The sequence below is a fragment of the Mesorhizobium sp. LMG17149 genome, assembly GCF_024518695.1.
Taxonomy (GTDB): domain Bacteria; phylum Pseudomonadota; class Alphaproteobacteria; order Rhizobiales; family Rhizobiaceae; genus Mesorhizobium.
This window is the reverse complement of the sequence record NZ_JANIFL010000007.1, coordinates 460,102-485,342: the sequence shown is the minus strand read 5'-3', so window position 1 is coordinate 485,342 and position 25,241 is coordinate 460,102. Positions and strand designations below refer to the sequence as shown.

Sequence of the window (25,241 nt, the reverse complement as noted above, 5' to 3'; positions counted from 1 at the left end):
GGGGCAGCGGGCGACTTCGCCAAGCCTCGGGCCGGATGGCCATCCGGCCCGAGGCTCAATCGCTTCCATCGCACATAATCATCTCGTGCAGATACAAGGGGCGGCGCCGACTCGGCAATTGGTGGTCTCCGCCACAAGTCGGAACCTCTCATTGGTTCTGGAGCGATTGCCCTGATAGGTGTCCCCGGTTGACAGCAGCGCCCTGCCCTTTCATACAAAGCCGTTAATGTTCTCAGGGCGGGGTGAAAGTCCCCACCGGCGGTAAAGGTTTCGACCCAAGCCCGCGAGCGCTTTCCGGTTTCGGAAAGGTCAGCAGATCCGGTGTGATACCGGAGCCGACGGTTAGAGTCCGGATGGAAGAGAACGAAACGGAAGCCGGCCCGCTCTTCGCGGGCTTAATCCGTATCGTGCGTCCTGATTCTGGTTCGAAACGGAAGGATGGACCCATGAATCAGCATTCCCATAAAGACTACGAAAAGACTCGCATCGCCGTTATCCGCGCGCGCTGGCATGCCGACATCGTCGACCAGTGCGTGCAGGCCTTCGAAGCGGCACTGGCTGACATCGGAGGCGAGCGCTTCACCGTTGACGTCTTCGACGTGCCGGGAGCCTATGAAATTCCCCTGCATGCCAAGACCCTGGCCGGGACCGGCCGCTATGCCGCGATCCTCGGCACCGCCTTTGTCGTCAATGGCGGCATCTACCGGCATGAGTTCGTCGCAAGTGCTGTCATCGACGGCATGATGAACGTGCAGCTGTCGACTGGCGTGCCGGTGCTGTCGGCGGTGCTCACCCCGCACAACTACAGCGCCGAGCACCACCGCTTCTTCTTCGAGCACTTCACAGTCAAGGGCAAGGAAGCGGCGAACGCCTGCGTGCAACTCCTGGCGGCGCGGGAGTTGATCGCGGCTTAAGTCACCAAAACGGCCGGATTTCAGCCCTGCAACAAGAATTGCGATCGAGAAGAGCTCTGAAGGTTGCGGTTCCGTTGAAATCCCGCCAGAAGCATCAAGGGCCGACCGGCAACCGGCCGGCCCGCGACGTTGCGCTTGAAACCAGATACGGGAGACTATTGGGTGGCTCGCATAACACTGAGACAATTGCTCGACCACGCCGCCGAATACGGCTACGGCGTGCCCGCTTTCAACATGAACAATATGGAACAGGGCCTCGCCATCATGGAGGCCGCCGAGGAGACCAAGTCGCCGGTCATCCTGCAGGCCAGCCGCGGCGCGCGGGCCTATGCCAATGACGTGGTGCTGGCCAAGCTGATCGACGCGCTGGTCGAAATCCATCCCGACATTCCGGTCTGCATGCATCTCGACCATGGCAACAACGAAGCCACCTGCGTCACCGCGATCCAGTACGGCTTCACCTCCGTCATGATGGACGGGTCGCTGAAGGAAGACGGCAAGACGCCGGCCGACTACGCCTACAATTCCGGCATCACCAAGCGCGTCGTCGACATGGCGCATTGGGGCGGCGTGTCCGTCGAAGGCGAGATCGGCGTGCTCGGCTCGCTGGAGAGCGGCGGCGGCGAGCAGGAAGACGGCCACGGCGTCGAAGGCGCCATCAGCCACGACCAGCTTTTGACCGATCCGGAACAGGCGGTCGAGTTCGTCAAGGACACCCATGTCGATGCGCTGGCGGTTGCCATGGGCACCAGCCATGGCGCCTACAAATTCTCGCGCAAGCCCGACGGCGCGGTGCTGGCCATGAACGTCATCGAGGAGATCCACCGCCGGCTGCCGAACATGCATCTGGTCATGCACGGCTCGTCCTCGGTGCCCGAGGACCTGCAGGAGATCATCAACAAATATGGCGGCCAGATGAAGCCGACCTGGGGCGTGCCGGTCGAGGAAATCCAGCGCGGCATCAAGCACGGCGTGCGCAAGATCAACATCGACACCGACAACCGCATGGCGTTGACCGGCGCGATCCGCAAGGTGCTGACCGAGAACCCGAGCGAGTTCGATCCGCGCAAGTATCTGACGCCGGCAATGGCCGCCATGCGCAAGCTCTGCAAGGAGCGCTTCGAACAGTTCGGCACCGCCGGCAACGCGCAGAAGATCAAGCCGCTGCCGGTCGCCGAAATGGCCAAGCGCTATAAGTCGGGCAGCCTCGACCCGAAGTTCGGCTGAGCTCCAGCGATTTATCCCAGAGCTGCCAGAAGCATCCTGGCAGCTCTGGCGACGGCTGTTTTACTCCGGAGTCTCGGCCTCGGCACGAACCAGCTTGATATCGGCGCCGGCCGCCCATGCGCCGATATCTTCCCGACGCAATGCCGCCGCCATCATGTCTGGAAACAGATCCGGCGTGCAGGCGAAAACCGGAATGCCGAGGGCGGCCACCGAGCCTGCCATCTTCGGGTCATAACCCGGCCTGCCCTGGTCGGTCAGCGCCAGGAGCACCACGACGTTTACGCCGGAGCGAACGAGTGCAGCAAGCCGCTGCAGCAATTCCTGCCCGTTGCCGCCCTCATAAAGGTCGGTGATCAGCACCATATGTGACTTGGTCGGCCGTTCGATGCGGTCTGCGCAATAGGCCACGGCCTGGTTGATGTCGGTGCCGCCGCCCAGCTGCACGCCGAACAGGACTTCGACAGGATCGCTGAGCTCCTCGGTCAGATCGACGATCGCCGTGTCGAAGCAGACAAGCTTGGTCCGCACGACCGGCAGGGAAGCCATCACCGCGGCGAAGATGGAGGCGTAGATCACCGAGCTTGCCATCGAGCCCGACTGGTCGACGCACAGCACCACCTCATCCAGGTCGACCAGCCTTCGCTGTTTGCGCATGAAGCCGACCAGCTTCTCCGGCACGATGGTTTTGTGCTCGGGCTGGTAATGGCGAAGGTTGGCTGAGATCGTGCGCGGCCAGTCGATGTCGCGCTGGCGTGGGCGGCTGGTGCGCTGCGACCGGTCGACCGCGCCGCGGATCGCCTCGGCTGTCTTCTGCTCCAGCCGCTGCATCAGCTTGGCGACGATATCGGCGATGATGGTACGCGCAATGTCCTTGGTCTTGGCCGGCATGACCGAACGCAGCGAAATCAGGTCGGCGACGAGATTGACGTCGGCCTCGATCGCCTTGAGGAATTCCGGCTCCATCAGCATCTGCTTCAGGTTGAGCCGTTCGAAGGCATCCTTCTGGACGATCTGGACGACCTGTGCGGGAAAGAACGATCTGATATCGCCCATCCACTGTGCCACCCTTGGCGCCGAGCGGCCGAGGCCGCCGCGCCGCTTGCGCGGATCGGCGGCCGCATCGCCGGCACCATCGCCGTAAAGCGCATCGAGCGCCGCCGAAAGCCGCTTGTCGGTGTCGGACAGCGCTGACGAGGTTTCCTCATCGGCACCGATCGCCAGGCGCCAGCGGCGCTCCCGTCCGTCGCCGGCCTGGATTGGTTCGCTCATTTCGGCCTCGTCATCCATTGCCGCTCCCTCCCGTCAGCAAGGGTCCGAGCCGTTCAAGATGGCGGCGCCACGCTTCGCCGCCATCCGGAGTCGGCGTCAGTCCGGCAGGCAGGCGTGCGGCGCGGCCGAGCACCGCTTCGATCAACCGCCGCCGCTCCATCGAGTCCAGATGCGAAAAGACCCGGCGCAGCAACGGCAGATGCGCAATGAAGGCGTCTTCGTCGAGGGATGCGAGCCAGGCATCCACCGCACCGCGCAGGCCCTCGTCGTAGATCAGCCGTTGGCCGGCAGTGCTGAAGAAACCCTCGAAGAACCCTGCAGCCTCGGTGACCGGCGTTCCTGGAGACAGGCGTCGTGCGATCAGACCGGTTGCCGCGTCGGCTGACAGATGGCCGGCTTCGTAGAGCAGATGCGCGGCACAGCCTGCCACCAGCGCCGTCGAGCGCGATCCATCGAGCACCGCAGCCAGCCCATTGCGCCAGGCGTCCAGCACGTCCTGTTCAGGCTCGACCAGACTGATCGCTTCGTCGGCCTTGCGCATGGCGCCGACCAGCGTCGTGGATGCCTGGGCATCGAGGTCGCGGGCGGCATAGGCGAGCGCGATCCCGCCTTCGACGATCAGCCGCTCCAGCAGACCGGACAGACGGGCGGTTTCCGTCTTGCGAGCCTCGCGATAGCGGATGATGTCGGCGAGCGGCGGCACCGATGTCAGGATTTCCAGGCATTCGCTGCTGCGGGCTGCCCGTTCCTCCAAGGCCGCGAGACCGGCGATCGACGCTTCCGACAGGTTTGCCGTGATGGCGCCCTGGACCAGTGCGGCCATCGCATCAAGAGACGTCGCCGCGCCGATCATCTGGATCAGCCGACCATTGGCCGCCTTTTCGATGGTTGGTCCGTAGACCAGGTTCTCCACCAGTCGAACGGCATACTCAGGTTCCCACGACAGCGTCCAACGCTCGCGAAAGGTGCCGCGGCTACGGCCGCTGTCGATGAGTTTGCCCCAATGCACGCCAAGCACGGACAGCCGGTGCAGCAAGGTCGACCGAAACAGCCCGCTCTCGCTGCGCAGATCGACCGATAATTCGCGCTCCAGCGCCTCGGGCTTCAGCCGTGCCGCCTTCTGGTTGCGCTGCAGGTCCTCGATTAGCGGCGCCAGCGGCGTGTCTGGCGGAATTTCACCGACATCGGCGCCCAGCAGCAATTCGGCTTCGACCAGCGCCCACAGCAGCGCTTCCCCGTTGAACAGGGCGGCGATCGCGGCGTCACGCAATTCCTCGAAACCGGGCTTTGGCCGTTCACGGATCACAGCCAGCGTGCGGGCCAGCCGTTCGGCTTCGATCAGCGAGGCGGTCGAGACCATGTGCCCCTTGGCCCTCAGGACCGCCGCGATCTTCGCCAGCCACAGGACCGAGGAGTCGCCTTGCCCGCGCGTCTGCCACAGATGCTTGCACCAGCCGGGCGCGACAACGCCGGCGCCATAACCGAAGCCCAGCGCCAGGCGCGGCCCCGTCCACGGCGCCCAGGTCATCATGCTCTTGCGGCGGGCGAGCCCTTTGAGTAGCGCCTGGTCTTCCTTCAGCGGTCGCGTCGCCTGCAGTGCCGGCACATGGAAAGCACCGCAAACGATGGCGATCGGCCCATCGAATTCCTTTCGCGCGGCGGCGATCTCAAGCCGCATATGCGCTTCGCGTTTCGCCTCAAACGCCGCAAGCGGACCTTCGCCGTCCCGCAGCGTCGTCATCGCGTCGGCTATTGCCGCGAAGATGGGACCCGGCTGCGGGTTCTGCTCGATGATATCAGACCACCAGCTTTCGCCATCCTCATAGCCGGCAGCTTGTGCCAGCGTTCCGATCGGGTCCCGCAGATGCGGCGCCAAGTCAGCCTCGACGTTGGCTTCCGTTCCATCGCTCTCGGTTTCCCCCACGGCCTCAATCGGCGCAGTGCGGGCTGACGACGGCAAATCGATGAAGCGCACTGCTGCGTTGTTGGCGACGGCCCAGAGCGTCGCCTGATACTCCGGCGAGAATTCGGCGAAGGGCCAGAAGCTTGTCGAGGCCGGATCGTCTTCGGGATAGCAGAGCAGCGCCACCGGCGGCTGCATTTCGGGGCGGGCGAGCAACGGCAACAGCGGGCTGGCGTCGGCCGGTCCTTCGATCAGCACGGCGACCGGTTTCAACTCCTGCAACGCCTGCACCAGGCTGTCGGCGGAGCCGGGCCCGTGATGGCGTATGCCGAAATAGGAAACGTCGCTGAGCGCCATGGCGTCAGATTGCCGCGTTCAAGGCCGCGTAGTAGCCGGCATAGTCCGGCCGCTTCTTGAGCACGGTTTCCAGATATTCTTCCAGCACCAGTTTGTCCTGCACCGGATCCTTGACGATCGCGCCGACGAGGCTGGCGGCAAGGCCTTCGGCGCCGAGCTTGCCGCTGTCGAACCAGGCCGCCTGGCTGAGGCCGCCGACCATGGTGGCAATGGCTTCGGCCGTGGACAGCGAACCGGACGGCGTCTTCAACGTCACCTTGCCGTCGGCTGTAGCGCCGGAGCGCAACTCGCGAAAAATGGTCAGCACGCGCGCGATCTCCTCGCCGACATTCTTCGGCACCGGCAGGTCGAGACCGCCGGCCATCTCTCCGACCCGCTTGGAGACGATTGCCACTTCCTCCGCCATGTCTTCGGGCAAGGGCAGCACGACGACGTTGAAGCGGCGCTTCAACGCTGACGACAACTCGTTGACGCCCTTGTCGCGGTTGTTGGCGGTGGCAATGATGTTGAAGCCGCGCTGCGCGTAGATCGAGGTGTTAAGTTCCGGGATCGGCATCATCTTTTCGGACAGGACGGTGATCAGCGTGTCCTGCACATCGGAGCCCATGCGCGTCAGTTCCTCGAGGCGGCAAAGCTTGCCGTCCTGCATGGCGCGGTAGAGCGGCGTCGGCACCAGCGCGTCCTGGCTCGGGCCCTTTGCCAGAAGCTGTGCGTAGTTCCAGCCATAGCGGATCTGGTTCTCGTCGGTGCCGGCCGTGCACTGCACGATCAGGGTCGAATCGCCCATAATGGCGGCGGCAAGATGCTCCGACACCCAGGATTTGGCCGTGCCGGGGACACCCAGCAGCAACAGCGCGCGATCGGTGGCGAGCGTCGCGACCGCGGTTTCCATCAGCCGGCGGCGGCCGACATATTTGGGCGTTATCACTGTCCCGTCGTCAGCCTTTCCGCCAAGCAGGTAGGTAAGGACCGCCTTTGGTGAAAGGCTCCATCCGGCAGGCCTTTGCCGGTCGTCATTGCGCGAGAGCGCCTGCAATTCGGCGGCATAGGCCTGCTCGACCGGAAGACGGATGGCTGCGTTCATTTGCTGTTCTCCGGATTGATCATATGTTGGTTCAATGCTCGGCCAGTGACGCGTTGAGCCGCAGAAGACCCAGAGACGGCGCCGCCGGCGCCATACCGGCCGCAACAACGTCTCCGATCAATTTCTCCGCAGTTGCCGCCGTGGCAAGAAAGCCCATAGTTTCCAGGGCTTGGTCGACGCCTCGCCTCACAGCGTCATCGTTTCCTGCAACAGCGGAGCGAAGCGCCGCGAGCGTCTGGCCGTTTGTCAGGTCGGCCCATTCCAGCCAGCTTGCTTCGAGGCCCTCGGCCAGATTGAGCGCGCCAAGATGTTGCGTGTCCTTCAGGATCGACCTGACCAGGACACGCTTCCTGCGGCTGTCCAGACGCGCCATGAGGTGGAGGACGAAGAGTGCGGGCTTGTCACGTTCGGCGACAAGCGTATCCGCCATGTGCGTCACCGCGGCGTCGCTGCCCGATGCGGCGACCATTCGGGCAACAAGGATATCGGCATTGCTCTCGGCGCCGAATTGCCACGCCCCGATAAACTCGGATTCGGTGGTGCCGAAGCGCGTGGCGAGGTCGACCAGGTTACAGGTCTCGAACAGTTCGGCGCGACGTCTTTCCTGCGCCGGCGATTTGAGTTTTGCCGGCGTGTAGGTGGTGCGGCGGCGGATGAACCCGGATTTGCCTTCAGCGATGAAGGCAGCGAGTTCGGCCGTCGGATCTTCCGGCCCGCCATCGCCTGGCGAGCCGTGCTCTCCCAATCTTGCCAGCAACCGGCCAGCGAGCTCGCGCAGCTTGCCGGAACGATCGGCGGAGAGGCTCTTCAGGAATGGCACGTCATCGGCACCCAGGCCGAAGCGCAACAGGTCCACGAGTGCAATCCTGATCTCCGCCGGCTCTCCGGAGGCCTTGGTTTCGATCAGTTGCCGAGCCGAAGCCGGTGCGGTGCGGCGCATATCGGCGAGCGCGGTGCGGCGTGCGGCGGGATAGAAGTCATCCCAGTTTTCCACCGTCAGATGCTCCTGGCTTGCAGATTTTTCGCCGTCCGCGCCTGCCTGCCAGTCGACCCAGGGTGCATAAACGTCCGGACTGCTCTGATCCGACGCGGCTGGCATCCAGTCCATCGGATGCAGCACGAAGCCGCGGCTGGCGACGAGCGTGACCACACGCGACTTACTTCTTGTGTCGGCGGCATGCTTGAGCGCGGCTCGCAATAGCGGCCGCAGCCGTTCCGGCAGCATCGGCAAGGCGAGTTCGGGCAATTGCGGGCGGCGTTTCAGCATCTTTGGCGCGGCTGGCCGCAAGGCGGTGTCGAGAGCTTGTGCGGCGATCGCCAGCAGCCGGCGTTCGCGCTCGTCGGAGCTGGCACCGCCGGCGATCTCCTTCCACGCGCCCGGAGCCAGGTCGAAGGTGGTCCCGCCGGTGATCCAGCAGTCGCGCATGGCCGCCAGGCCGGTCTGCTCGATCTCGTTCACGACAGGTCAAGCCTCCCGAAACCGCTTTGCGCCGCCAGCAGGTCAAGCCGGCTGCCATTCCAAAGTGCTGCCGTTGCCATAAGGTCCAGCCCAAGCAGCGTTGGATTGACGGTGTCGGCAATCGGCAAGGCGATACCATGCGGATCGCCGGCGGCTTGCCACCAGGCAGCGCCCCGATCGTCCAGCAGGATCGCGCCGGGCGGCAGCATGACAGGACAATCGGTGAGCCAAGGGGCTGTGTTCTGGTGAGCAGCATGCGCCGCGAGCGGATCGGCTGTGTGAAAGCCGAAATCGGGCCACTCACCTGTCGGGACGTCGCCCTTGCGGTCCGCCACCAAGGCCCGCAGCGGCTGGCGTGCCGGGTAAAAGACCAGCCTGGCATCGAACCGGTCGCCCGGTGTGAAGGCGTTCGACCGGCGACCGGCCGAGGCCGAAAAATAGTCGAGCAAGAGGGCAAATTGCGGGCTCGCGCTCTTCAGGTCGAGCAGCCAGGTCGAATGGCTGACGAGACCGTCACGGCGCGACTCGATCTTCTCGCCAAGCACCTCCCAGACGCTTTCGACCTGTTTGGCATCGGGATTGGCCAGAACCTGCTCACGGCTTTCGGACGTCGATACGAGCCGCCTCAGTTCGGCGTCGCCTGGTGTCGATCGCCAGGCCTTGGCCACCAGCACGAGCTTGCCGAGTTCGCGGATCGCCGCGTCCGGGCGCTCCTCGCTGCGCAGACCCATCAGCCGTGACGGAATCTCGTCGATGCGGCCGGCAAGCGCTGTCGCCTTCATGTCGACCAGCCGTGCCGCAATCCGGCGGCAACGGTCACTGCTGTTGTCGACAAAACCGGCCAGGCCAAGCCGCAACTGGTCAGCGATCCATTGATCCAGCTCATCCAACGCCGCCGACACCGCGGATTGCGTATCCAGCGTCCGCTTGCGCTGCGCTGCCTCGCGGCGCTCGACCGCAGCGGCGTCCTCGACATCAGCGCTTTCGTCGTCGCGCGAGGCCTCGCCAATGCTCTTGCCTCCCGCACCGGGCGCTGGCGCCGCCGGCTGCGGCGAGGCCTTCCTGCGGCGACCGAGCCAATCATTCACCCATTCCGGGGTCGAGCCTGCGGCGGTAAAACTGGCCGGCGTGGTGGCTGCAATCCACATCAGCGCCAAAGTGTGCTTGCAGGGAAATTTCCGCGACGGACAGGTGCATTTGTAGCCATGGTCGCCGGTGTCGACGACCACACGATAGGGATTGGAGCCGGAACCCTGGCATTCCCCCCAGAGGAGCCCCAGTTGATCGATCTTTTCGAGCCGTGGCCAGTTCGATTGCCTGGTCAACCTGGACGCGGCGCTCAACGACGCCTGATCGGGCGCAAGCGCTTCGATGGTTTTCAAGTCGAATTCCAAGCCGCGCCTCTCGTCGCTCGAACGATACGGGTAGCCAGTATAGATGGCCGTCTATGACGGATTCTTGTAGCAGCAGCGGTACCGAGATCGATACAGCTGAACACAATAGTTGCGCCAGTCAATCTGATCCGTCGGCAATGCAATTGCTATTCAGCGATGTCTCCCCCGAGAAATTATCTCCTGGCGAGGATAAACGCGCGATATGACTTATTGAAGCGTCCGCGCCGGCTGACCGGCGTGGTCGCGCGCGATGCCGGCTTCGGCATCCTCGGTGCCAAAAGCACGGTCGAGACCCGTCGCCACCACCGAGACCCTGAAGCGGCCTTCCATGCCCTTGTCGAAGATGGCGCCAACGATGATGTCGGCATCCTCGTAGACCTCTTCGCGGATGCGGGTGGCGGCCTCGTCGACCTCGAACAGGGTCATGTCCCTGCCGCCCGATATCGAGACCAGCACGCCCTTGGCGCCTTTCATCGACACTTCGTCGAGCAGCGGGTTGGCGATCGCGGCTTCGGCCGCCTTCATCGCCCGGCCCTCACCGGAGGCCTCGCCGGTGCCCATCATGGCGCGGCCCATGTCGCGCATCACCGATTTGACGTCGGCAAAGTCGAGATTGATCAAGCCTTCCTTGACGATGAGATCGGTGATGCAGCTGACGCCGGCGTAGAGCACCCGGTCGGCAATGACGAACGCATCGGCGAAGGTGGTCTTGGCATCGGCGATCCGAAACAGGTTCTGGTTCGGGATGACGATGACCGTGTCGGCGCTCTCGCGCAGCCGCTCGATGCCCTCTTCGGCCATCTGCATTCGGCGCCTGCCCTCGAAGGCGAAAGGCTTGGTGACGACGCCCACCGTCAGGATGCCGGCCTTGCGCGCCGCCTGGGCGATGATTGGAGCCGCACCGGTTCCCGTGCCGCCGCCCATGCCGGCGGTGACGAAACACATATGCGTGCCGGCCAGATGGTCCATGATCTCGTCGAGCGATTCCTCGGCCGCGGCTCGGCCGATTTCGGGAAGCGATCCGGCGCCCAATCCTTCGGTGACGTGGGCGCCAAGCTGGATCAGCCGCGTCGCCTTCGACATGGTCAGCGCCTGGGCGTCGGTGTTGGCGGCGATGAATTCAGTGCCCTGAAGCTGCTCGGCGATCATGTTGTTGACGGCATTGCCACCGCCGCCGCCAACGCCGATCACGGTGATCTTGGGTCTCATCTCGGAGATTTCGGGCTTCTTGAACTCGGCCATGCCTGTGTCTCCTTCGCCAATTGCGCGCGCTTCACGACCCACCCGCAGACTGCCTTGAAACCTTGCAATCGAGTGGCATGATGCGAATCACTCCGTTGCGATGGGTAGCCCAAAAAGCCAGACAGCGGCCAGAGGTGCAAGTGCATGCGAGGTCAAGATTTGTGATGACCGTTTTGCACAGCGTGGCAGAGACGCCGTGTGCCTGACAATCAAGCCGTGAGCCTTGGCGCGACGCGTCGCTTGCCGCGCAACGATCGAAGCGTCTATCATGTGCTTGATAAGTCGCTGACTTCGGCGTTCTCGCCGGGCTCGGCCACGCAGAATCCCCAGCGGCGAAACCAGCCGGCCGCACAGATTTCTGAACCGATGAAGCAGCGCCCCGCCGATGGCCGACAAAACACAATTCGGGTTGACCGCCGTCGACACCGTTCCCTTGCATGAAAAAGTCTATCTTGAGCTTGTGCGGGCACTGATGTCCGGCCAGTTCACGCCGGGCCAGAAGCTGACATCGCGAAAACTCGCAAGGGAACTCGGCACCAGCGACATGCCGGTGCGCAGCGCCTTCATGCGGCTGCAAGCGCTGCGGGCGCTCAGCCCGATGCCGAACGGCAGCGTCGAAGTGCCGGCAATATCGGCCGACCGGTTTTCGCAATTGACCGCGGTGCGGACTATCCTCGAAGGCTCGGCGACCGAGCTGGCGACAACACGCATCAACGGCAACAATCTGCGCACGATCCGACGCCACGCCACCGAACTGACATTGGCGGCCCGCAAGGGCGATATCGACCATTATCTGCGCAAGAACCACGACTTCAAATTCTCGATCTATCGCCATTGCGGCAACGAGCAGATGATCTTCCTGATCGAGACCGTATGGATGCAGGTCGGCCCGTTTCTCAGGAATCTCGCCACGGGGTTCGAGGATGACCTCGCCTCCATTCTCGACATTGACTTTCACGAGGAAGTCGTAGCGGCGATCGAGGCTCAGGATGGCGAGCGCGCCCGCGCCGCCATCGTGCGCGACATCGACGAAGGCGCCTCGCACATCCTGCAGCAGGCGAGATTTCCGCAGGCGAGAAACTGATGTGTGTCGCGTTTGTGCGGATTCGGGCGACGCCCCTTGGCTTTCCGGCCCCTTGCCTCTATGTTGCGATCGCAGATCGCGCAATTGGTTTTGAAATGCCTCCCGACATCCCAGCTAGTGACTTGAAAAAATAAGGAAAAGCGCTTGGCGACAGCCAAGTTTGTTTTCCTAAAACTCACAAGCTATTTTTATCAGGGACAGTGCAGCCGGTCAGGTTGCGGCACCTTCGAAAACCAGAGGTCATAAATTGAGCGATGCAATTGCGGACGTTTTGAACTGGCTTGATAGCAGGACCGACATCCAGAGCCTGAGAGCCGCGGTGTGCGACCTCAACGGCATCATGCGCGGCAAGCGCATTCCCGTCGAGCAGGCAAGAAAGGCGCTGGAAGGCAAGCTGCGCATGCCTTTTTCGCTGATCGGGCTCGATGTCTGGGGCGAGGACATCGAAGGCAACACACTGGTATTCTCGACCGGCGATGCCGACGGACTGTGCCAGTGGACGGGGCGCGGCATTCTGCCGGTGGCCTGGACGGCGCATCCGACGGCGCTTGTCCCGCTCTGGCTGGCCGACGAAAGCGGCGCGCCCTATCTCGGCGACCCGCGACGGGCGCTGGCCCGCATCCTCGATCGCTACAAGGCCTTGGGCCTGACCCCGGTCGCGGCAACGGAACTCGAATTCTACCTCGTCGATCCGCAGTCGCAGCGGCCGGTCGGACCGGTCTCGCCGGTAACCGGACGCCGTCTCGATTCCGACGCGGCGCTGTCGATCGACGAGATCGACGACTTCGAATCCTTCATCCATGACGTCTACGAGGCCTGCCGGACGCAAGGCATTCCCGTCGACACGGCCATCGCCGAAAACGGCGTCGGTCAGTTCGAAATCAATCTGAACCATGTCGCGGACGCCTTGCGGGCGGCTGACGATGCGGTGCTGTTCAAGCGCACGGTGAAGGGCATTGCCCGCAAGCACGGCTTTGCCGCCTGTTTCATGGCCAAGCCCTATGGCGACCGGGCAGGCAACGGCTTTCACGTTCATTTCAGCCTGCTCGACGGCGAAGGGCGCAACATCTTCGATGACGGCACCGACCAGGGTTCTGAGACCATGCGCCATGCGGTCGGCGGCCTGCTTGCGGCAATGGCCGAAAGCACGCTGGTGTTCGCGCCGCACTTCAACTCCTACCGCAGGCTGCGCCCGAGATCCTATGCGCCGACCGCAGTCGCCTGGGGTTATGAGAACCGTATGGTGGCGATCCGCATTCCCGGCGGGCCAACCGGTGCGCGCCGCATCGAGCATCGCGTTTCGGGAGCCGACGCCAATCCCTATCTGGTGCTAGCGGCCATATTGGGCGCCGCACTGACGGGCATTGAAAGACAAATATCGCCAGGCGATCCGATCGGCACCGACGGTCAGGGACTCCCGCCGGCAAAGCTGCCGCCGGACTGGGCATCCGCGATCGCCGCCTTCGAGAGCGGGACGCATGTGGCGGAGATTTTTCCAGCCATCCTGCGCGACTCCTTCGTTGCCTGCAAACGCCAGGAATTGAACACGTTCGCGCTCAATGTCAGCGATTTCGAAATCGAGACATACCTCGAAAGTGTTTGAGGCCTGACGGCCCCAGCGGCATTGGTTCCGGCCGATTTTTCGAGCAGCCGCAAAGCACTTGCGGTGGGGTCGCTAACCGGGCATAAACATGATGGTTTTTATCATGTTATGGTTGGGATCACAGGACTTGACCTTCGTTGCGCGCATGGAAAGCCGGATTGAGGGCTTTTCAGTCATTGGCGATCTGAAATGGCATGTCTGGGACGGCGTGGTCGCCGACCTCTGGGATGTCTCATGCGGTGACAAGGCCGAAGGCTATTACGTCTCTCCCGACCCCCGGCTGTTCGTCGCGCTCGATGTGGATGGCGATGGCGCTTTCTTCGTCGAAGACGCCAAGGGCGAATTGCGCCGCCACGACCAGGCTTTTTCCATGGCCTACATACCGGCCGGCGTGCCGATCCGCGGCCGGGTCGAGGGGCTACGGCGGATCCGGCATCTCGACCTGCATTTCGACGCCGCAGCGCTGACGCGCCGCTTCGGCCGAAGCCTTGACCACGAGGCCTTGCGGATGTCGCGCTTCCAGTTTCGCGACGACCGGATCGCCATGCTTGCCGGCATGATTGCCGCCGAATGCGGCAACGACCGGCCTCTGCATGATCTCTATGGCGAGGGCTTGCTCAATGCCTTGTTCGCAAGCCTGTTCCAGATAGACCAGCCTGATACCGCCAGGCGACGGTCGCCGCTCTCGCGCCGCAAGCTGCGCCTCGTCACCGACTACATCGACGCGCATTGCCTGGACAGGATCCGGCTTGCCGATCTCGCCGCGCTGACCGGCCTGTCCGAAACCGCGATGAGCCATGCCTTCAAGGCGGCGACGGGCGTGCCGCCGCATCGCTGGCAAATGCAGGCGCGGGTCGACAGGGCCAAGGCGATGATGGCGCGCGACGCCGCTTCACTTGGCGACATCGCCGAGGCAACGGGGTTTTTCGACCAGGCTCATCTGACGCGTGTGTTCAAGTCGATTGTCGGATTGACGCCCGGCGCCTGGATGAGGAGCACCAGTCGCCAGTGACATTTCCGCAACATCACACCGTGATGTCCCTCGTTTGGACAAGAATGGACAAACTGCCCAATTCCGTCCAATGACCCGCAGATAAGTTGAGATAAATGATCAAGTATCTCAATGTCGACAGGCGGGGACTTTCCTGATGAGCAGAACTTACCGGATGAAGGCGCTTCTGGCGGCCAGCGTCGCCGCGGCCGCGATGATCCCGCCAATGGCCGCGTTCGCACAATCGGTGCAAACCAGCACCCAGCTTGAACCGGTGGTGGTCGAGGGCGACGCCGGCGACGGCGCGGCCGGACCGGTTAAGGGCGTCGTCGCCAAAAAAAGCAGGACCGGCTCCAAAACGGCGACCGACATCAAGGACATCCCGCAATCCGTGTCGGTGGTCGGCCGTCAAGAGATCGACGACCAGGGCGCGCAGAAGGCTGATGAGGCCTTGCGCTACACGGCCGGCGTCTTCGCGCAGCCCTTCGGCCCCGACAGCGACACCAACTGGCTGTACATCCGTGGTTTCCAGGCGACGGCCACCGGCACCTACATGGATGGGCTGCAGCTGTTCAGCTACGGTTTTGGCGGCTTCTATGTCGACAGCTTCGGGTTGGAGCGCATCGAGGTGCTGAAGGGGCCTGCCTCCGTGCTCTATGGCGGCAGCAATCCCGGTGGCCTGGTCAACTATGTCAGCAAGCGGCCGGACTTCGAACGCACGCGCTATGTCGAAACCGGCGTCAACGACGCCGGCAATGTCTATCTCGGCTTCGACATTGGCGACGTCGCCAAGGATGGCGCGGTCAGCTACCGGATGACGGGCAAGGTCGCCGGCGGCGACACCTATAGCGACCTGCAAAATGGCTGGCGCGGTTTCATCTCGCCGAGCATTACGTGGAAGCCGGACGAAGCAACCACGCTGACCATCCTGGCCAACTACAGCCACATCGACGAGAACCACAATGGCGGCAGCTTCCTGCCCTATAGCGGGACGGTGACGGACCACATTGTCGACGGCGTGAATTATGGCCGCATCGACCCGGATGCGAATTTCACCGAGCCGAGCGTCGATCTCTACAAGCGGGAACAGGGCTCGATAGGCTACGAGTTCGAACACACATTCGACAATGACTGGACGGTGCGCTCCAACGCCCGCTTCACCGCCGCCGATATCAATGAGGTCAGCGTCTATCCGAATGGCTGGTCAACCATCGGAGGGCCCACCGATCTGGCCCGCATAAATTTCGACCATGACACCACGGCCAAGACCTTCCTTGTCGACAACCAGATCGAAGGCAAGGTTGTGACCGGTCCTGTCGAACATACGATACTCGCCGGCATCGATTTCAAATACTACAACATCGACCAGGTCCAGTCGTCTGGCCTCTACGACGAAAACTATGACAACCCGATCGACGCCTTCCATCCAGTTTACGGCTCGCCACTGACGCCACGTGTCAGCTACCTCAACCAGGACCTGACGCAAAAACAGCTCGGCTTCTATGCCCAAGACCAGTTGCGCTTCGGCGATGGCTGGCTGGTGACGCTGAACGGCCGCTACGACCGTGGCTGGCTCGACGCCGACAATCGTCCGACCTACTACAGCAGCAGCTCCAGTTCACAGAGCCAGACTGTCGGAGATTTCTCCGGGCGAGCAGGACTGGCCTACGAATTCGACAATGGCGTTATCCCCTATGCCAGCGTCGCCACCTTCTTCAACCCGATCATCGGCACCGACGCGTTGGGTAATCTGTTCAAGCCGGAGGAAGGCACGCAGTACGAAGTTGGCGTGAAATACGTACCGACCTTTGTCGATGGCCTGTTCACCCTGTCGCTGTTTGACCTGACGCGCCAGAACGTCCCTTCCAATGTCACTCTGTTCACGCAGATGCAGACCGGTGAAGTGCGCTCTCGCGGTGTTGAACTCGAAGGCAAAGTGAACGTGACCGACGATTTCCGGGTCACGGGTGCATTCACGGCCTACGACATCGACATCACCAAGGACGCCAACCCGGCGCTCATCGGCAAGACACCCTTCATCGTCCCCGAGATTATGGCTTCCGCCTCGGTCGACTATACGTTCCGCGGCGACTGGTATGACGGCATCTCGATCGGCGGCGGCCTGCGTTATGTTGGCTCTTCGTGGGCCGACAATGAGAACACGGCCAAAGTGCCGGCGGTCACGCTGGCCGATCTGAAACTCGGCTACGAGAAGGAGAATTGGGGGATCGATCTCAACATCACCAACCTCTTCGACAAGACCTATGTGTCGAGCTGCCAGACGACGCTGACCTGTTCCTATGGCGAAGGCCGCTCGTTCAAGCTGAAGGCGCATACGACTTGGTAGTCGACTTGGTTACAGCTTGCCAAACAAGCCAGTGATGATCCATCTGCCCAACAGACGGCAGGTGCTTGCGCTGGCGGCCGCGGCATTGCTGCCACCGGTCGCCGCCAGGGCGGCGGCGATGCGGGTTGCCGCGATCGACTGGGGCATGCTGGAGACGTTGCTGGCACTCGGCATCGAGCCGGTGGCGGCGACCGAACTGATCCAGTTTCGCAAGATCGCGGTCGAGCCGAGAGTGCCCCAATCGGTGACCGATCTCGGGCTGCGCGGCGCGCCCAATTACGAGCTGCTGCGCATCGTCGCGCCTGATGTCATCGTGATCTCCAATTTCTACGAATACCAGCGCCCGATGCTCGAACGCATCGCGCCGGTGTTTGCGCAAGCGGTGTACGAGGCCGGGGTACCGCCCTATATGCTCGCCGAGGCGGCGACGCTGGCGCTTGGCGAAAGGCTGGGACAGCAGGCCGAGGCGAAGCGCTACGCCGATGAGACCGCTGATGAAATCGCGCGGCTGCGCGGCACCTTGCCGCGCGCTTCCGGGCGTCCGGTCTTCGTCATCAGCCTAGGCGATAGCAGGCATTTTCGCGCCTTCGGCAGCGATTCCATGTTCGGCGATGTGCTGACGCTTCTCGGCCTGGTCAATGCATGGACCGACGAGACGAGCTACAGCGCGGCGGCACCCGTCGGACTGGAGGCGCTGGCGCGCGTGCCCGAGGCGTCGATCCTGATCGTTTCGCCACTGCCGGCGGATGTCGGGCGTTCGCTTCCGACAAATGCCTTGTGGAACGCTCTGCCGGCGGTGCGCCAGAACCGCGTTGCCGTCCTGGAGCCGGTCAACCACTTTGGCTGCCTGCCATCGGCACGCCGCTTCGCGCGTCTGGCGACGGCCGCCCTTGCCGGGCAGGCCCATGGCTGAGCGCACTAAAAGCGATCGCGCCGCGACGAGTGCCGCGCTGTTGGCAATCGCCCTGTGGGGCCTCCTCGCGGCTGTGGCAGCGCTCCTGTTCGCATGGCGGGTCGGCATGCAGTGGCCGGCCGCGCCGCCGGGCGACGGCATTGATCTCGATCGTGTCATCCTGCTCTACAGCACGTTGCCGCGCGCCGCCGTGGCGGTGCTGGCCGGCGCCGTGCTCGGCCTGTCCGGCCTGCTGTTGCAGCATGTGCTGCGCAACCCGCTGGCCGAACCGTCGACGCTTGGCATCTCGGCCGGCGCGCAACTGGCGATGACGATCGTCTCGCTTTACGCACCGCTGCTGATGGAGCGGTCGCAGGGCCTGGTCGCTTTCGCCGGTGGCATCGCCACGGTGCTGCTGGTGCTGGCATTGACCTGGCGGCGCGGGCTGGAGCCGGTGTCGGTCATGCTCGCCGGGATGATGGTGGCGCTGACCGCCAGTTCCGTCAGCGCAGCACTGATCCTCGCCAATGGCGATTACCTGTTTTCGCTGTTCATCTGGGGCGGCGGATCGCTGGTCCAGCAGGACTGGGAGCCGACCATCGCGCTGACGGTCAGGCTGGTGGCCGGCGCGGTTGCCGCATTGATGCTGCTGCGGCCGCTGACCATTCTTGGTCTCGACGATGCCTCGGCACGCGGCCTGGGCGTCGCCCGTCACTCAAGCCGCTTTCTCATCATCGCGCTTGCCGTGTGGATGGCGACGTCAGTCGCGGCAGAGGTTGGCGTCATCGGGTTCATCGGTCTTGCAGCGCCGGCGCTGGCCACGCTTTCGGGCGCCCGCACACTGCGCCAAAAACTGATCGCCGCGCCGCTGATCGGCGCCGTGCTGCTGTGGCTGACGGACGGGCTGGTACAGCTGGCCGCCGGTTCCGGTGGCGAACGCATTCCGACCGGCGCCGGCACCGCCCTGCTCGGCGGTCCGCTGCTGCTGTGGCTGTTGCCGCGGCTGCGCCTTCTCGAATGGCCGCATCTCGGCTCCAAGGGGGCAGCACCGCGCAAGGCCAGCCGGCCCCGGCTCATCATCCTGCTTCTGTTTGGGCTGGCGCTTGTCGCTGCCATCGTGGCGCTTGTCGTCGGGCGCGGCCCGGACGGCTGGTCTATTGCTGGGGGAGACCTGTTAACCGATCTCGCCGCGTGGCGTGCGCCGCGGATCGGCGTGGCGGCCGCCGCCGGCGCCATGCTCGCGGCCGCCGGCGTCGTCATCCAGCGGGTCACCGGCAACCCGCTGGCGAGCCCCGAAGTGCTTGGTGTCGGCACCGGCGCCGGTGCCGGCCTGACAGCCGTGCTGATGGTCAGCGCCACGGCCGATCTCGGCTGGCAGCTCGCCGGCTCAGCCCTGGGCTCACTGGTGGCCTTGATTGCCATGCTGGCCCTTGCCGCACGAGCAAAGTTCGGTGCCGAGCGGCTGCTGCTTGCCGGGATCGCCATGAGCGCGCTGTGCAGCGCTGCGATCACCGCGACGATCGCCATGGGCAACGCGCAGTCCTACATCCTGTTGCGCTGGCTGAGCGGCTCGACCGGCCAGGCGTCGACGCTCGATGCAGGGCTAGCACTCGCCTGTCTGTTGCCGCTGACATTGCCGCTGTTCCTTGCCGCCCGCTGGCTGGACATCCTGCCGCTCGGGTCCGACAGCGCACGCGGGCTGGGCGTGCCGGTTGCCGGCGGACGGCTGATGCTGATCATCGTTGCCGCGCTGCTGACCGCGCTGGCCGCCATGGTCGTCGGGCCATTGAGCTTCGTCGGCCTGATCGCGCCACACCTTGCCCGTCTGGTCGGCTTTTCCCGCGCCCGCGTCCATCTCGCCGGAGCGATGCTTCTGGGCGCCTTGCTGATGATCGTATCGGACTGGCTGTCGCGCATGGCGGCCTTTCCCTACGAACTGCCCGCCGGCCTGTTCGCTTCGCTGCTTGGCGGGCCGTATCTCGTCTACCTGCTTGCCAAGGGCGTGCCGCGCCAAGGCTAACGGGTTCCGAAATGCTATGAGGTTCTATCCATAGGGCTAGGCCAGTGCGGCCAAGCTGGCGCGCATCGATCGGTCATGTTCCGGCAGCCGCGATACGGTCGGCAGGCCGCGGGCTTCCTGGGCACCGAAGCCCAACCGTGTCAGACAGGCTCGCGCCAAGGCCGCATTGCTGTCGATGACGACCAATCCATTGATATCGTTGAGGCTGGCGGCCACCACCGACAGTTCGGTGCAGCCGAGCAGGGCTGCATCGGCGCCGGCCGCTTGCGCGATGTCGAGCGCGCGCTCGGTTTCAACCGCCGCATCCGCGATCGAACCCGCCTTGACGAGGCTGATCGCGCTGTCGACGCAGGCCTGAAACTCGGTGTTCGCGGGAAGGCAGAGCTCAAATCCCGCTGCCGACATCCTGTCCTGATAGAAGCCGGAGACCAGCGTGCCTTGGGTGGCGAGAACAGCAACCCGGCCCTGATCCAGGCTGCGACGCGTCTGCGTCACCACAGCATCTCCGATATGGATGATTTCCGCGCGCGAATTCGCCGCCAGTTGGCTGTACCAATGGTGGGCGGTGTTGCACGGCATCGCGATGCGGGCGACGCCGAGCGCATTGAGCGTCGCGACCGCGGCTTTCAAAGGCGCCAGCGGCCCATCATGGCCGGCAAGGATCGCTTCGGTCCTGTCGGGCAGCTGCGGGACACTGAGGATCACGGCAGGCACATGTTCGTTGTCTCTGAGCGCCTGGGTCATCCGGGTCAGCTTGAAGTAGAAATCAGCCGAAGCAAGCGGCCCAAGACCGCCGATAATGCCGAGCTGGGGACGGATGCTGTCGTCGATCATCTGACAGGCTCGGCTTCGAGCTGGTCCGAGGCGGCGTCAGGCTGCGTCGTCTCCCTGTGGCTGGGAGCGATCATTGCCGTGCTCGCCGCGACGGTGCAAACGCTGGCCAGCGTCATGAACGTGTCGACGGCTGCATCCACCGCGACGAACAGGACGAACGCCGCCTCGAAGGGAAGCTTCAGGTAGCCGCAGACGATGGACATCTGGGACAGGATGAGCAGGCTGCCCATACCGCCGGTGGTGAGCGCGAGAAGCGCTGAGATGATGCCGACGAGCACGAGGTCCGAGACTGCAAGCTGGTGGCCGTAAAGCTGGGCGATGAACAGCGCACCCGAAGTGTAGAGCAGCGCCGGGCCTGTACGCAGCAATGCCGCCTGCAGCGGCACGAGCAGTTCGACCACCACCAGGCTGAACCGCAGGCGCTCGCTCAAAAGGTTGATGACCCAAGGCAGCGAGGCGACCGTAGAGCGTGTGGTGATTGCCACCATGAGAAGGGGCTGGCAGGTCTTGATCGTGGTCCAGTAGCTTCGTCGCGACCGGATGGCGATAATGGCAAAGGCCCCGGCAACGAATATGAGGCAGGAAAGACCCATAACCAGCAGGTAACCGCCCATCAGCGTGAGCGGCTTGGTTCCGGTCGACGCGGTCTGGTCCGCGATCAGGATGAAAGTTGCAAAAGGCAACCCCCAGATGAACCAGTTGGTGAGCACCGTGCAGGCCCGGTAGACCGCGTTGAGCGCCTGGGTCAGGCTCATGGACGAAGGCTGGGGAATCTTCCCCATCGCGAGCCCGAAAAGCAGGCAGAACAGCAAAACCTGGATGGTCTGGCCCGAGGCCAGCGCGTTGAAGACGTTGTTCGGCACCAGGTCGAGCAGGATCGAGTGCCCGCCATTGGGGTCGCCATTGGAGGGCGGCGGCTGGAACGGGAAGGCGAGATCGGTGGACACGCTGCCTTGCGAATTGATGAACTCGCCAAGCTCGATGCGCGACTGCGGATTCTCGATCTGGCCCGGCTGCAGGATCAGCGACAGGGTGCCGCTCACCAGCACGCTCAGGAACGACACGACCAGCACGGCCATACCCACCTTGCCGAGGTAGCGGACCGATTTCGGGTCCTGGACCATTGCCGTGATGGAGAAGATGACCGACGAGACCAAATAGGGCAGGACGACCATCTTGAGGAAATTCAGGTAGAGCTGTGCGACAGGGCTGATCGCATGGGCAAAGTCTGGATAGTAGAGGCCGCACATTATCCCTGCAGCAATCATCACAATCGTCGTCACCGGAGATCGCAGGATACGCCTTGCTGCGAGGCGCCAGTCGAAAGGCAGGGGTCCGGCTACCTCGGAGATGGCCATGTCAGGCTTTGCTCCCCAGGCGATAACGGGCGATGATCTCATCCGTGTTGAGAATCTGCTGACCCCGCGCGAGATCGAGATAGAGATCGACAAAGGCCGCGAGGTGCGGATTGTCGGGCCGCACGCCGACTGCGATCGTATCGACCTTGTCGGTCAGCGTGATCGAGCGCGCGACAACCGTCATCGACGGATCGTCGACCATCAGCTTCTTGATCTCGAAATCATCGCGATAGGCCATGTCGATCGTCCCGTTTCGGATCGCATCGATGATCAGATCCCAGCTTGCCAGGCGGTGGATTTGCGCATGCGGGAAGGTCGTGGCCGCATAGGTGGCGAATGAAGAGCCCTCGATCACGCCAAGATCGCCTGAGAAATCACGGACTATCTGTTCGGCCGGTTTGCCTTGCGCGATACGCGCCAGGTTGAGGCGGTTGGCGATCAGCCCTTGCCGCAGCATGGCGTAGGGGCGGGAATAGATGATCGACCGGCCGCGCTGAAGCGTCCGGCTGAGCTTGCCAATCGCCATGTCGGCCTGTCCGGAACTGACCTGACTGACGATATCGTCGAACGTTGCGGCGGATCGGTCGAATACCGGCTCGACGCCAAGCGCCGCGGCGATGCCGTGGGCCAGCTCCATGTCTATGCCATGGTCCCCCGATTCGTCGGCCGGAAAGAACGGATTGGAAGCGAAGGCCGGCATTGCGATGCGCAATGCATCGCCGCTCGCGATAGGTTGAGGGGCGTTCTCCGCCTGCTGTCCCGGAGTGCTGGCTGCGCGGGCTTGCGAGATCAGCAACCCGCCGCTCCCGGCCGCAAGCAGTGTACGACGTGTAACCGACATGCGCGTTCTCAATTAACCCGGGAAAGCTGCAACATGCACAACCCGCGTTAAACAAACGTGTATATTACACTGAGCCTTTTTATGTATTGGACAAGCAGCTTAGCGCCACAAAATATCAGCATTGCCTAATATATTAGGAAAAGCGGAAGGATCGCGTTGCTTCCCGCCGGGCGATCGTCTGGATTGTCAAAACGTCTCGACCCAAGGCCGTAACTCAAGCTCCGAGCTCCAGGCGCTGCGATGCTGGCGATGGACCGCGAGATAGGCCTCGGCGATAGCGTCCGGCGACAGGCGGCGGTCCTGTAGGTCGGGATCGGCTGCCTGTCCGGGCGGCGCGATCTGGCCGTCGATAATGAAATGGGCGACGTGGATGTTCTGCGGGGCGAGTTCGCGGGCCATGGACTGCGCCAGGCCGCGCAGGCCGAATTTCGGCATGGCAAAGCCGGCCGAGCCGGGAAAGCCCTTCACACTGGCAGTGGCGCCGGTGAACAGGATCGAACCGGATCCCCGGACAAGCAGCCGGCGCGCCGCCTGCTGGCCGACCAGGAAGCCGCCATAGGCGCCGACCAGCAATGCCTGTTTGACCGCTTCCGCATCGAGCTCGGCGATCGGGCCGCGTGTGCGTGCGCTGGCGTTGAACACCACGAGCGCCAGCGTGCCGGCCTTGTCGGCGGTGTCGAACAGCCTGGCGACGGACGCAGCGTCGGCGACATCCGTCTCAACGGCCAGAGCACCGGTTTCGCCGATCAGAGCGCTGAGCTTCTCGACGTTACGGGCGGCCAGAACCACGCGAAAGCCTTCCCGGGTGAGAAGGCGCGCAAGCGAGGCGCTCAGACCAGCGCCCGCGCCTGCAATAACGGCCACATTGGATGAGGTCATGATTTTCTCTCCCTTGCGGATTTCGGCGGAAGCGTTCGCCAGACCAGACAAGGTCGCGCCTTCGGGGCTGACAGGCAAGAGGTGGCATCTCGTTGGCTGTTGAACCAGACGGGCTGCAGAAACGACGTTGCGCGGTCCAACATCGCCTGTGGAGCTACGAAAGCCGCTCGGCCTTCAGCACCGAGACCGCCACTTCGAAAGGGACAAGGCTTGGACCTTGCCCGCCGCCCGGATTCATTAGACCAACATTTTGGCGGTAGAATCGTCAGGTTTCGTAAAGCTGTCGGCGATCTCATCAATGGGACTGGAGCGTGGTCCCGAAAAGTGGGAAACGGTTTTCGGAAAAGATTATGCTCAACAAGGAAACGATTATGGAACCAATCTGGGCCGTCGGCCTGATGACCGGCACGGTGCTGGACGGCAACATCGACGTCGCGCTGATCAAGACCGACGGCGAACGTATCGAGGATTTCGGCACCTATCGGCTGATGCCCTATCCTCCGTCGATCCGCTCCCTGCTGGAAGAGACGCTGACGGAGGCGCGGGCATGGAACTTTGACGGGCCGGAGCCGGCGATCTTCCGCACCGCGGAGGAAGCCCTGACGCGTGCCCAGTCAGCAGCCGTCAAGGAATTGGTCGAAGGCTATGGCATGACGATGGCCGATATCGGCGTCGTCGGTTTTCACGGCCAGACCGTTCTGCATCGCGCGCCGCAGGCTGGACGGCTGGGCCAGACAAGGCAACTCGGCGATGGTGAGCTGATGCATGCCATATTGGGTACCAAGGTCGCTTACGATTTCCGCTCGGCCGACATGCGCGCCGGGGGGCAAGGCGCGCCGCTGGCCGCGGTCTATCACACGGCGTTGATGCGCGGCGCCGGCGCCAATGGCGAGGTGGCCGTACTCAATCTCGGCGGCGTCGCCAACATCACCTGGTGGGATGGCGCCGACAATGTCGTTGCCTTCGACACCGGCCCCGCCAACGCGCCGCTGAACGATTTCATCAAGTCGAAGGGGCTCGGCGAGATGGACCGCGACGGCGCGCTCGGCGGTGCGGGCAAGGTGGACGAGGCGCGGCTGGCCAAGCTGCTGCAGCACCCCTATCTCACCAAGCCCTATCCCAAATCGCTGGACCGTTTCGACTTCGGCGCCGCCATGGCGGACGGGCTGGATGCGGAGGATGGCGCGGCACTGCTGACCGCCTTTACCGCTGGAGCCGTCGGCAAGGCACTCGACCTCTTACCAAGCCGTCCGAAAAAACTGGTGGTCAGCGGCGGCGGCCGCCACAACCCGACCATGATGGCGATGCTGACCAGCCGTGCCGGCGTCGAAGTGGTGCAGGCCGAGAGCCTCGGCTGGAGCGGCGACGCGGTCGAGGCGGAGTGTTTTGCTTTCCTGGCGGTGCGCGTGCTGCGCGGCCTGCCGATCAGCTTTCCGAGCACGACCGGCGCACCGCGGCCGATGCAGGGCGGAAAACTCGCCGGTTAGAGCCTCTTCCATCCCGGAACGGGATGGGATGACCTTTCCCGCCCGGCCGACTTTCA

Annotated in this window: 19 protein-coding genes and 1 riboswitch; of the genes, 9 read left to right on the top strand and 10 right to left on the bottom strand. The window is 63.7% G+C overall.

What is annotated here, in order from left to right; all coding sequences use genetic code 11:
* Nucleotides 1–224: 224 nt before the first annotated feature.
* Nucleotides 225–369: riboswitch (FMN riboswitch) on the top strand.
* Nucleotides 370–446: 77 nt separating this feature from the next.
* A complete protein-coding gene (locus tag NP945_RS19555) occupies nt 447–914 on the top strand; it encodes a 6,7-dimethyl-8-ribityllumazine synthase (protein ID WP_256747271.1) in 468 nt (155 codons plus the stop codon).
* Between the two features lie 162 nt (nt 915–1,076).
* Nucleotides 1,077–2,141, top strand: a complete 1,065-nt coding sequence (fba, locus tag NP945_RS19550) for a class II fructose-bisphosphate aldolase (protein ID WP_013532928.1) — start codon at nt 1,077–1,079, stop codon at nt 2,139–2,141.
* A 60-nt stretch (nt 2,142–2,201) separates the two neighbouring features.
* On the opposite strand, the gene NP945_RS19545 is transcribed toward fba, so the two are convergent.
* The 6 genes from NP945_RS19545 to ftsZ form a co-directional block, all read right to left on the bottom strand.
* Nucleotides 2,202–3,428, bottom strand: a complete 1,227-nt coding sequence (locus NP945_RS19545) for a VWA domain-containing protein (protein WP_256747270.1) — start codon at nt 3,426–3,428, stop codon at nt 2,202–2,204.
* On the bottom strand, nt 3,421–5,670 hold the full coding sequence (locus NP945_RS19540) for a DUF5682 family protein (protein WP_256747269.1): 2,250 nt from the start codon (nt 5,668–5,670) through the stop codon (nt 3,421–3,423). Before NP945_RS19540 ends, NP945_RS19545 begins: the two co-directional genes overlap by 8 nt.
* A gap of 4 nt (nt 5,671–5,674) precedes the next feature.
* Nucleotides 5,675–6,754: an AAA family ATPase gene (locus tag NP945_RS19535; protein ID WP_027036087.1), complete on the bottom strand. Its 1,080-nt coding sequence runs from the start codon at nt 6,752–6,754 to the stop codon at nt 5,675–5,677.
* Nucleotides 6,755–6,785: 31 nt separating this feature from the next.
* On the bottom strand, nt 6,786–8,213 hold the full coding sequence (locus NP945_RS19530) for a DUF5691 domain-containing protein (RefSeq protein ID WP_256747268.1): 1,428 nt from the start codon (nt 8,211–8,213) through the stop codon (nt 6,786–6,788).
* The gene (locus NP945_RS19525) at nt 8,210–9,595 is read right to left on the bottom strand and encodes an SWIM zinc finger family protein (RefSeq protein WP_256747267.1); all 1,386 of its coding nucleotides are present in this window, start codon (nt 9,593–9,595) and stop codon (nt 8,210–8,212) included. The genes NP945_RS19530 and NP945_RS19525 overlap by 4 nt, the downstream gene beginning before the upstream one ends.
* A 219-nt stretch (nt 9,596–9,814) precedes the next feature.
* Nucleotides 9,815–10,849 carry a cell division protein FtsZ gene (gene ftsZ / locus NP945_RS19520; protein WP_256747266.1) on the bottom strand — a complete coding sequence of 345 codons (1,035 nt, stop codon included), beginning with the start codon at nt 10,847–10,849 and terminating at the stop codon, nt 9,815–9,817.
* A 385-nt stretch (nt 10,850–11,234) separates the two neighbouring features.
* Here ftsZ and NP945_RS19515 point away from each other — a divergent pair, with 385 nt between their 5' ends.
* From NP945_RS19515 to fhuB, 6 genes are all read left to right on the top strand, one after another.
* Nucleotides 11,235–11,933, top strand: coding sequence for a GntR family transcriptional regulator (locus tag NP945_RS19515; RefSeq protein ID WP_256747265.1), 699 nt, complete (start codon nt 11,235–11,237; stop codon nt 11,931–11,933).
* 247 nt (nt 11,934–12,180) lie between these two features.
* Nucleotides 12,181–13,536 (top strand): glutamine synthetase family protein, encoded by a 1,356-nt coding sequence (locus NP945_RS19510; RefSeq protein ID WP_127321330.1) that lies wholly within the window; start codon nt 12,181–12,183, stop codon nt 13,534–13,536.
* A 127-nt stretch (nt 13,537–13,663) separates the two neighbouring features.
* Entirely contained in the window at nt 13,664–14,548 is an 885-nt protein-coding gene (locus NP945_RS19505) for an AraC family transcriptional regulator (protein ID WP_256747264.1), read from the top strand.
* A gap of 136 nt (nt 14,549–14,684) precedes the next feature.
* Nucleotides 14,685–16,874: a TonB-dependent siderophore receptor gene (locus NP945_RS19500; protein WP_256747263.1), complete on the top strand. Its 2,190-nt coding sequence runs from the start codon at nt 14,685–14,687 to the stop codon at nt 16,872–16,874.
* A gap of 34 nt (nt 16,875–16,908) precedes the next feature.
* Nucleotides 16,909–17,787, top strand: coding sequence for an ABC transporter substrate-binding protein (locus NP945_RS19495; RefSeq protein WP_256747293.1), 879 nt, complete (start codon nt 16,909–16,911; stop codon nt 17,785–17,787).
* Nucleotides 17,780–19,786 (top strand): Fe(3+)-hydroxamate ABC transporter permease FhuB, encoded by a 2,007-nt coding sequence (gene fhuB, locus NP945_RS19490; protein WP_256747262.1) that lies wholly within the window; start codon nt 17,780–17,782, stop codon nt 19,784–19,786. Before NP945_RS19495 ends, fhuB begins: the two co-directional genes overlap by 8 nt.
* A 36-nt stretch (nt 19,787–19,822) precedes the next feature.
* On the opposite strand, the gene NP945_RS19485 is transcribed toward fhuB, so the two are convergent.
* The 4 genes from NP945_RS19485 to NP945_RS19470 all read right to left on the bottom strand — a co-directional run bounded on the left by NP945_RS19485 (nt 19,823) and on the right by NP945_RS19470 (nt 23,698).
* Nucleotides 19,823–20,620 (bottom strand): aspartate/glutamate racemase family protein, encoded by a 798-nt coding sequence (locus NP945_RS19485; RefSeq protein ID WP_128363788.1) that lies wholly within the window; start codon nt 20,618–20,620, stop codon nt 19,823–19,825.
* Nucleotides 20,617–21,978 (bottom strand): dicarboxylate/amino acid:cation symporter, encoded by a 1,362-nt coding sequence (locus NP945_RS19480; protein WP_128288129.1) that lies wholly within the window; start codon nt 21,976–21,978, stop codon nt 20,617–20,619. Before NP945_RS19480 ends, NP945_RS19485 begins: the two co-directional genes overlap by 4 nt.
* A gap of 1 nt (nt 21,979) precedes the next feature.
* On the bottom strand, nt 21,980–22,819 hold the full coding sequence (locus NP945_RS19475; RefSeq protein WP_256747261.1) for an ABC transporter substrate-binding protein: 840 nt from the start codon (nt 22,817–22,819) through the stop codon (nt 21,980–21,982).
* Between the two features lie 186 nt (nt 22,820–23,005).
* Nucleotides 23,006–23,698, bottom strand: coding sequence for an SDR family NAD(P)-dependent oxidoreductase (locus NP945_RS19470; protein ID WP_127268226.1), 693 nt, complete (start codon nt 23,696–23,698; stop codon nt 23,006–23,008).
* Nucleotides 23,699–24,069: 371 nt separating this feature from the next.
* Between NP945_RS19470 and NP945_RS19465 the strand changes: the two genes are divergently transcribed.
* Nucleotides 24,070–25,185 carry an anhydro-N-acetylmuramic acid kinase gene (locus NP945_RS19465; protein ID WP_256747260.1) on the top strand — a complete coding sequence of 372 codons (1,116 nt, stop codon included), beginning with the start codon at nt 24,070–24,072 and terminating at the stop codon, nt 25,183–25,185.
* Nucleotides 25,186–25,241: the final 56 nt, after the last annotated feature.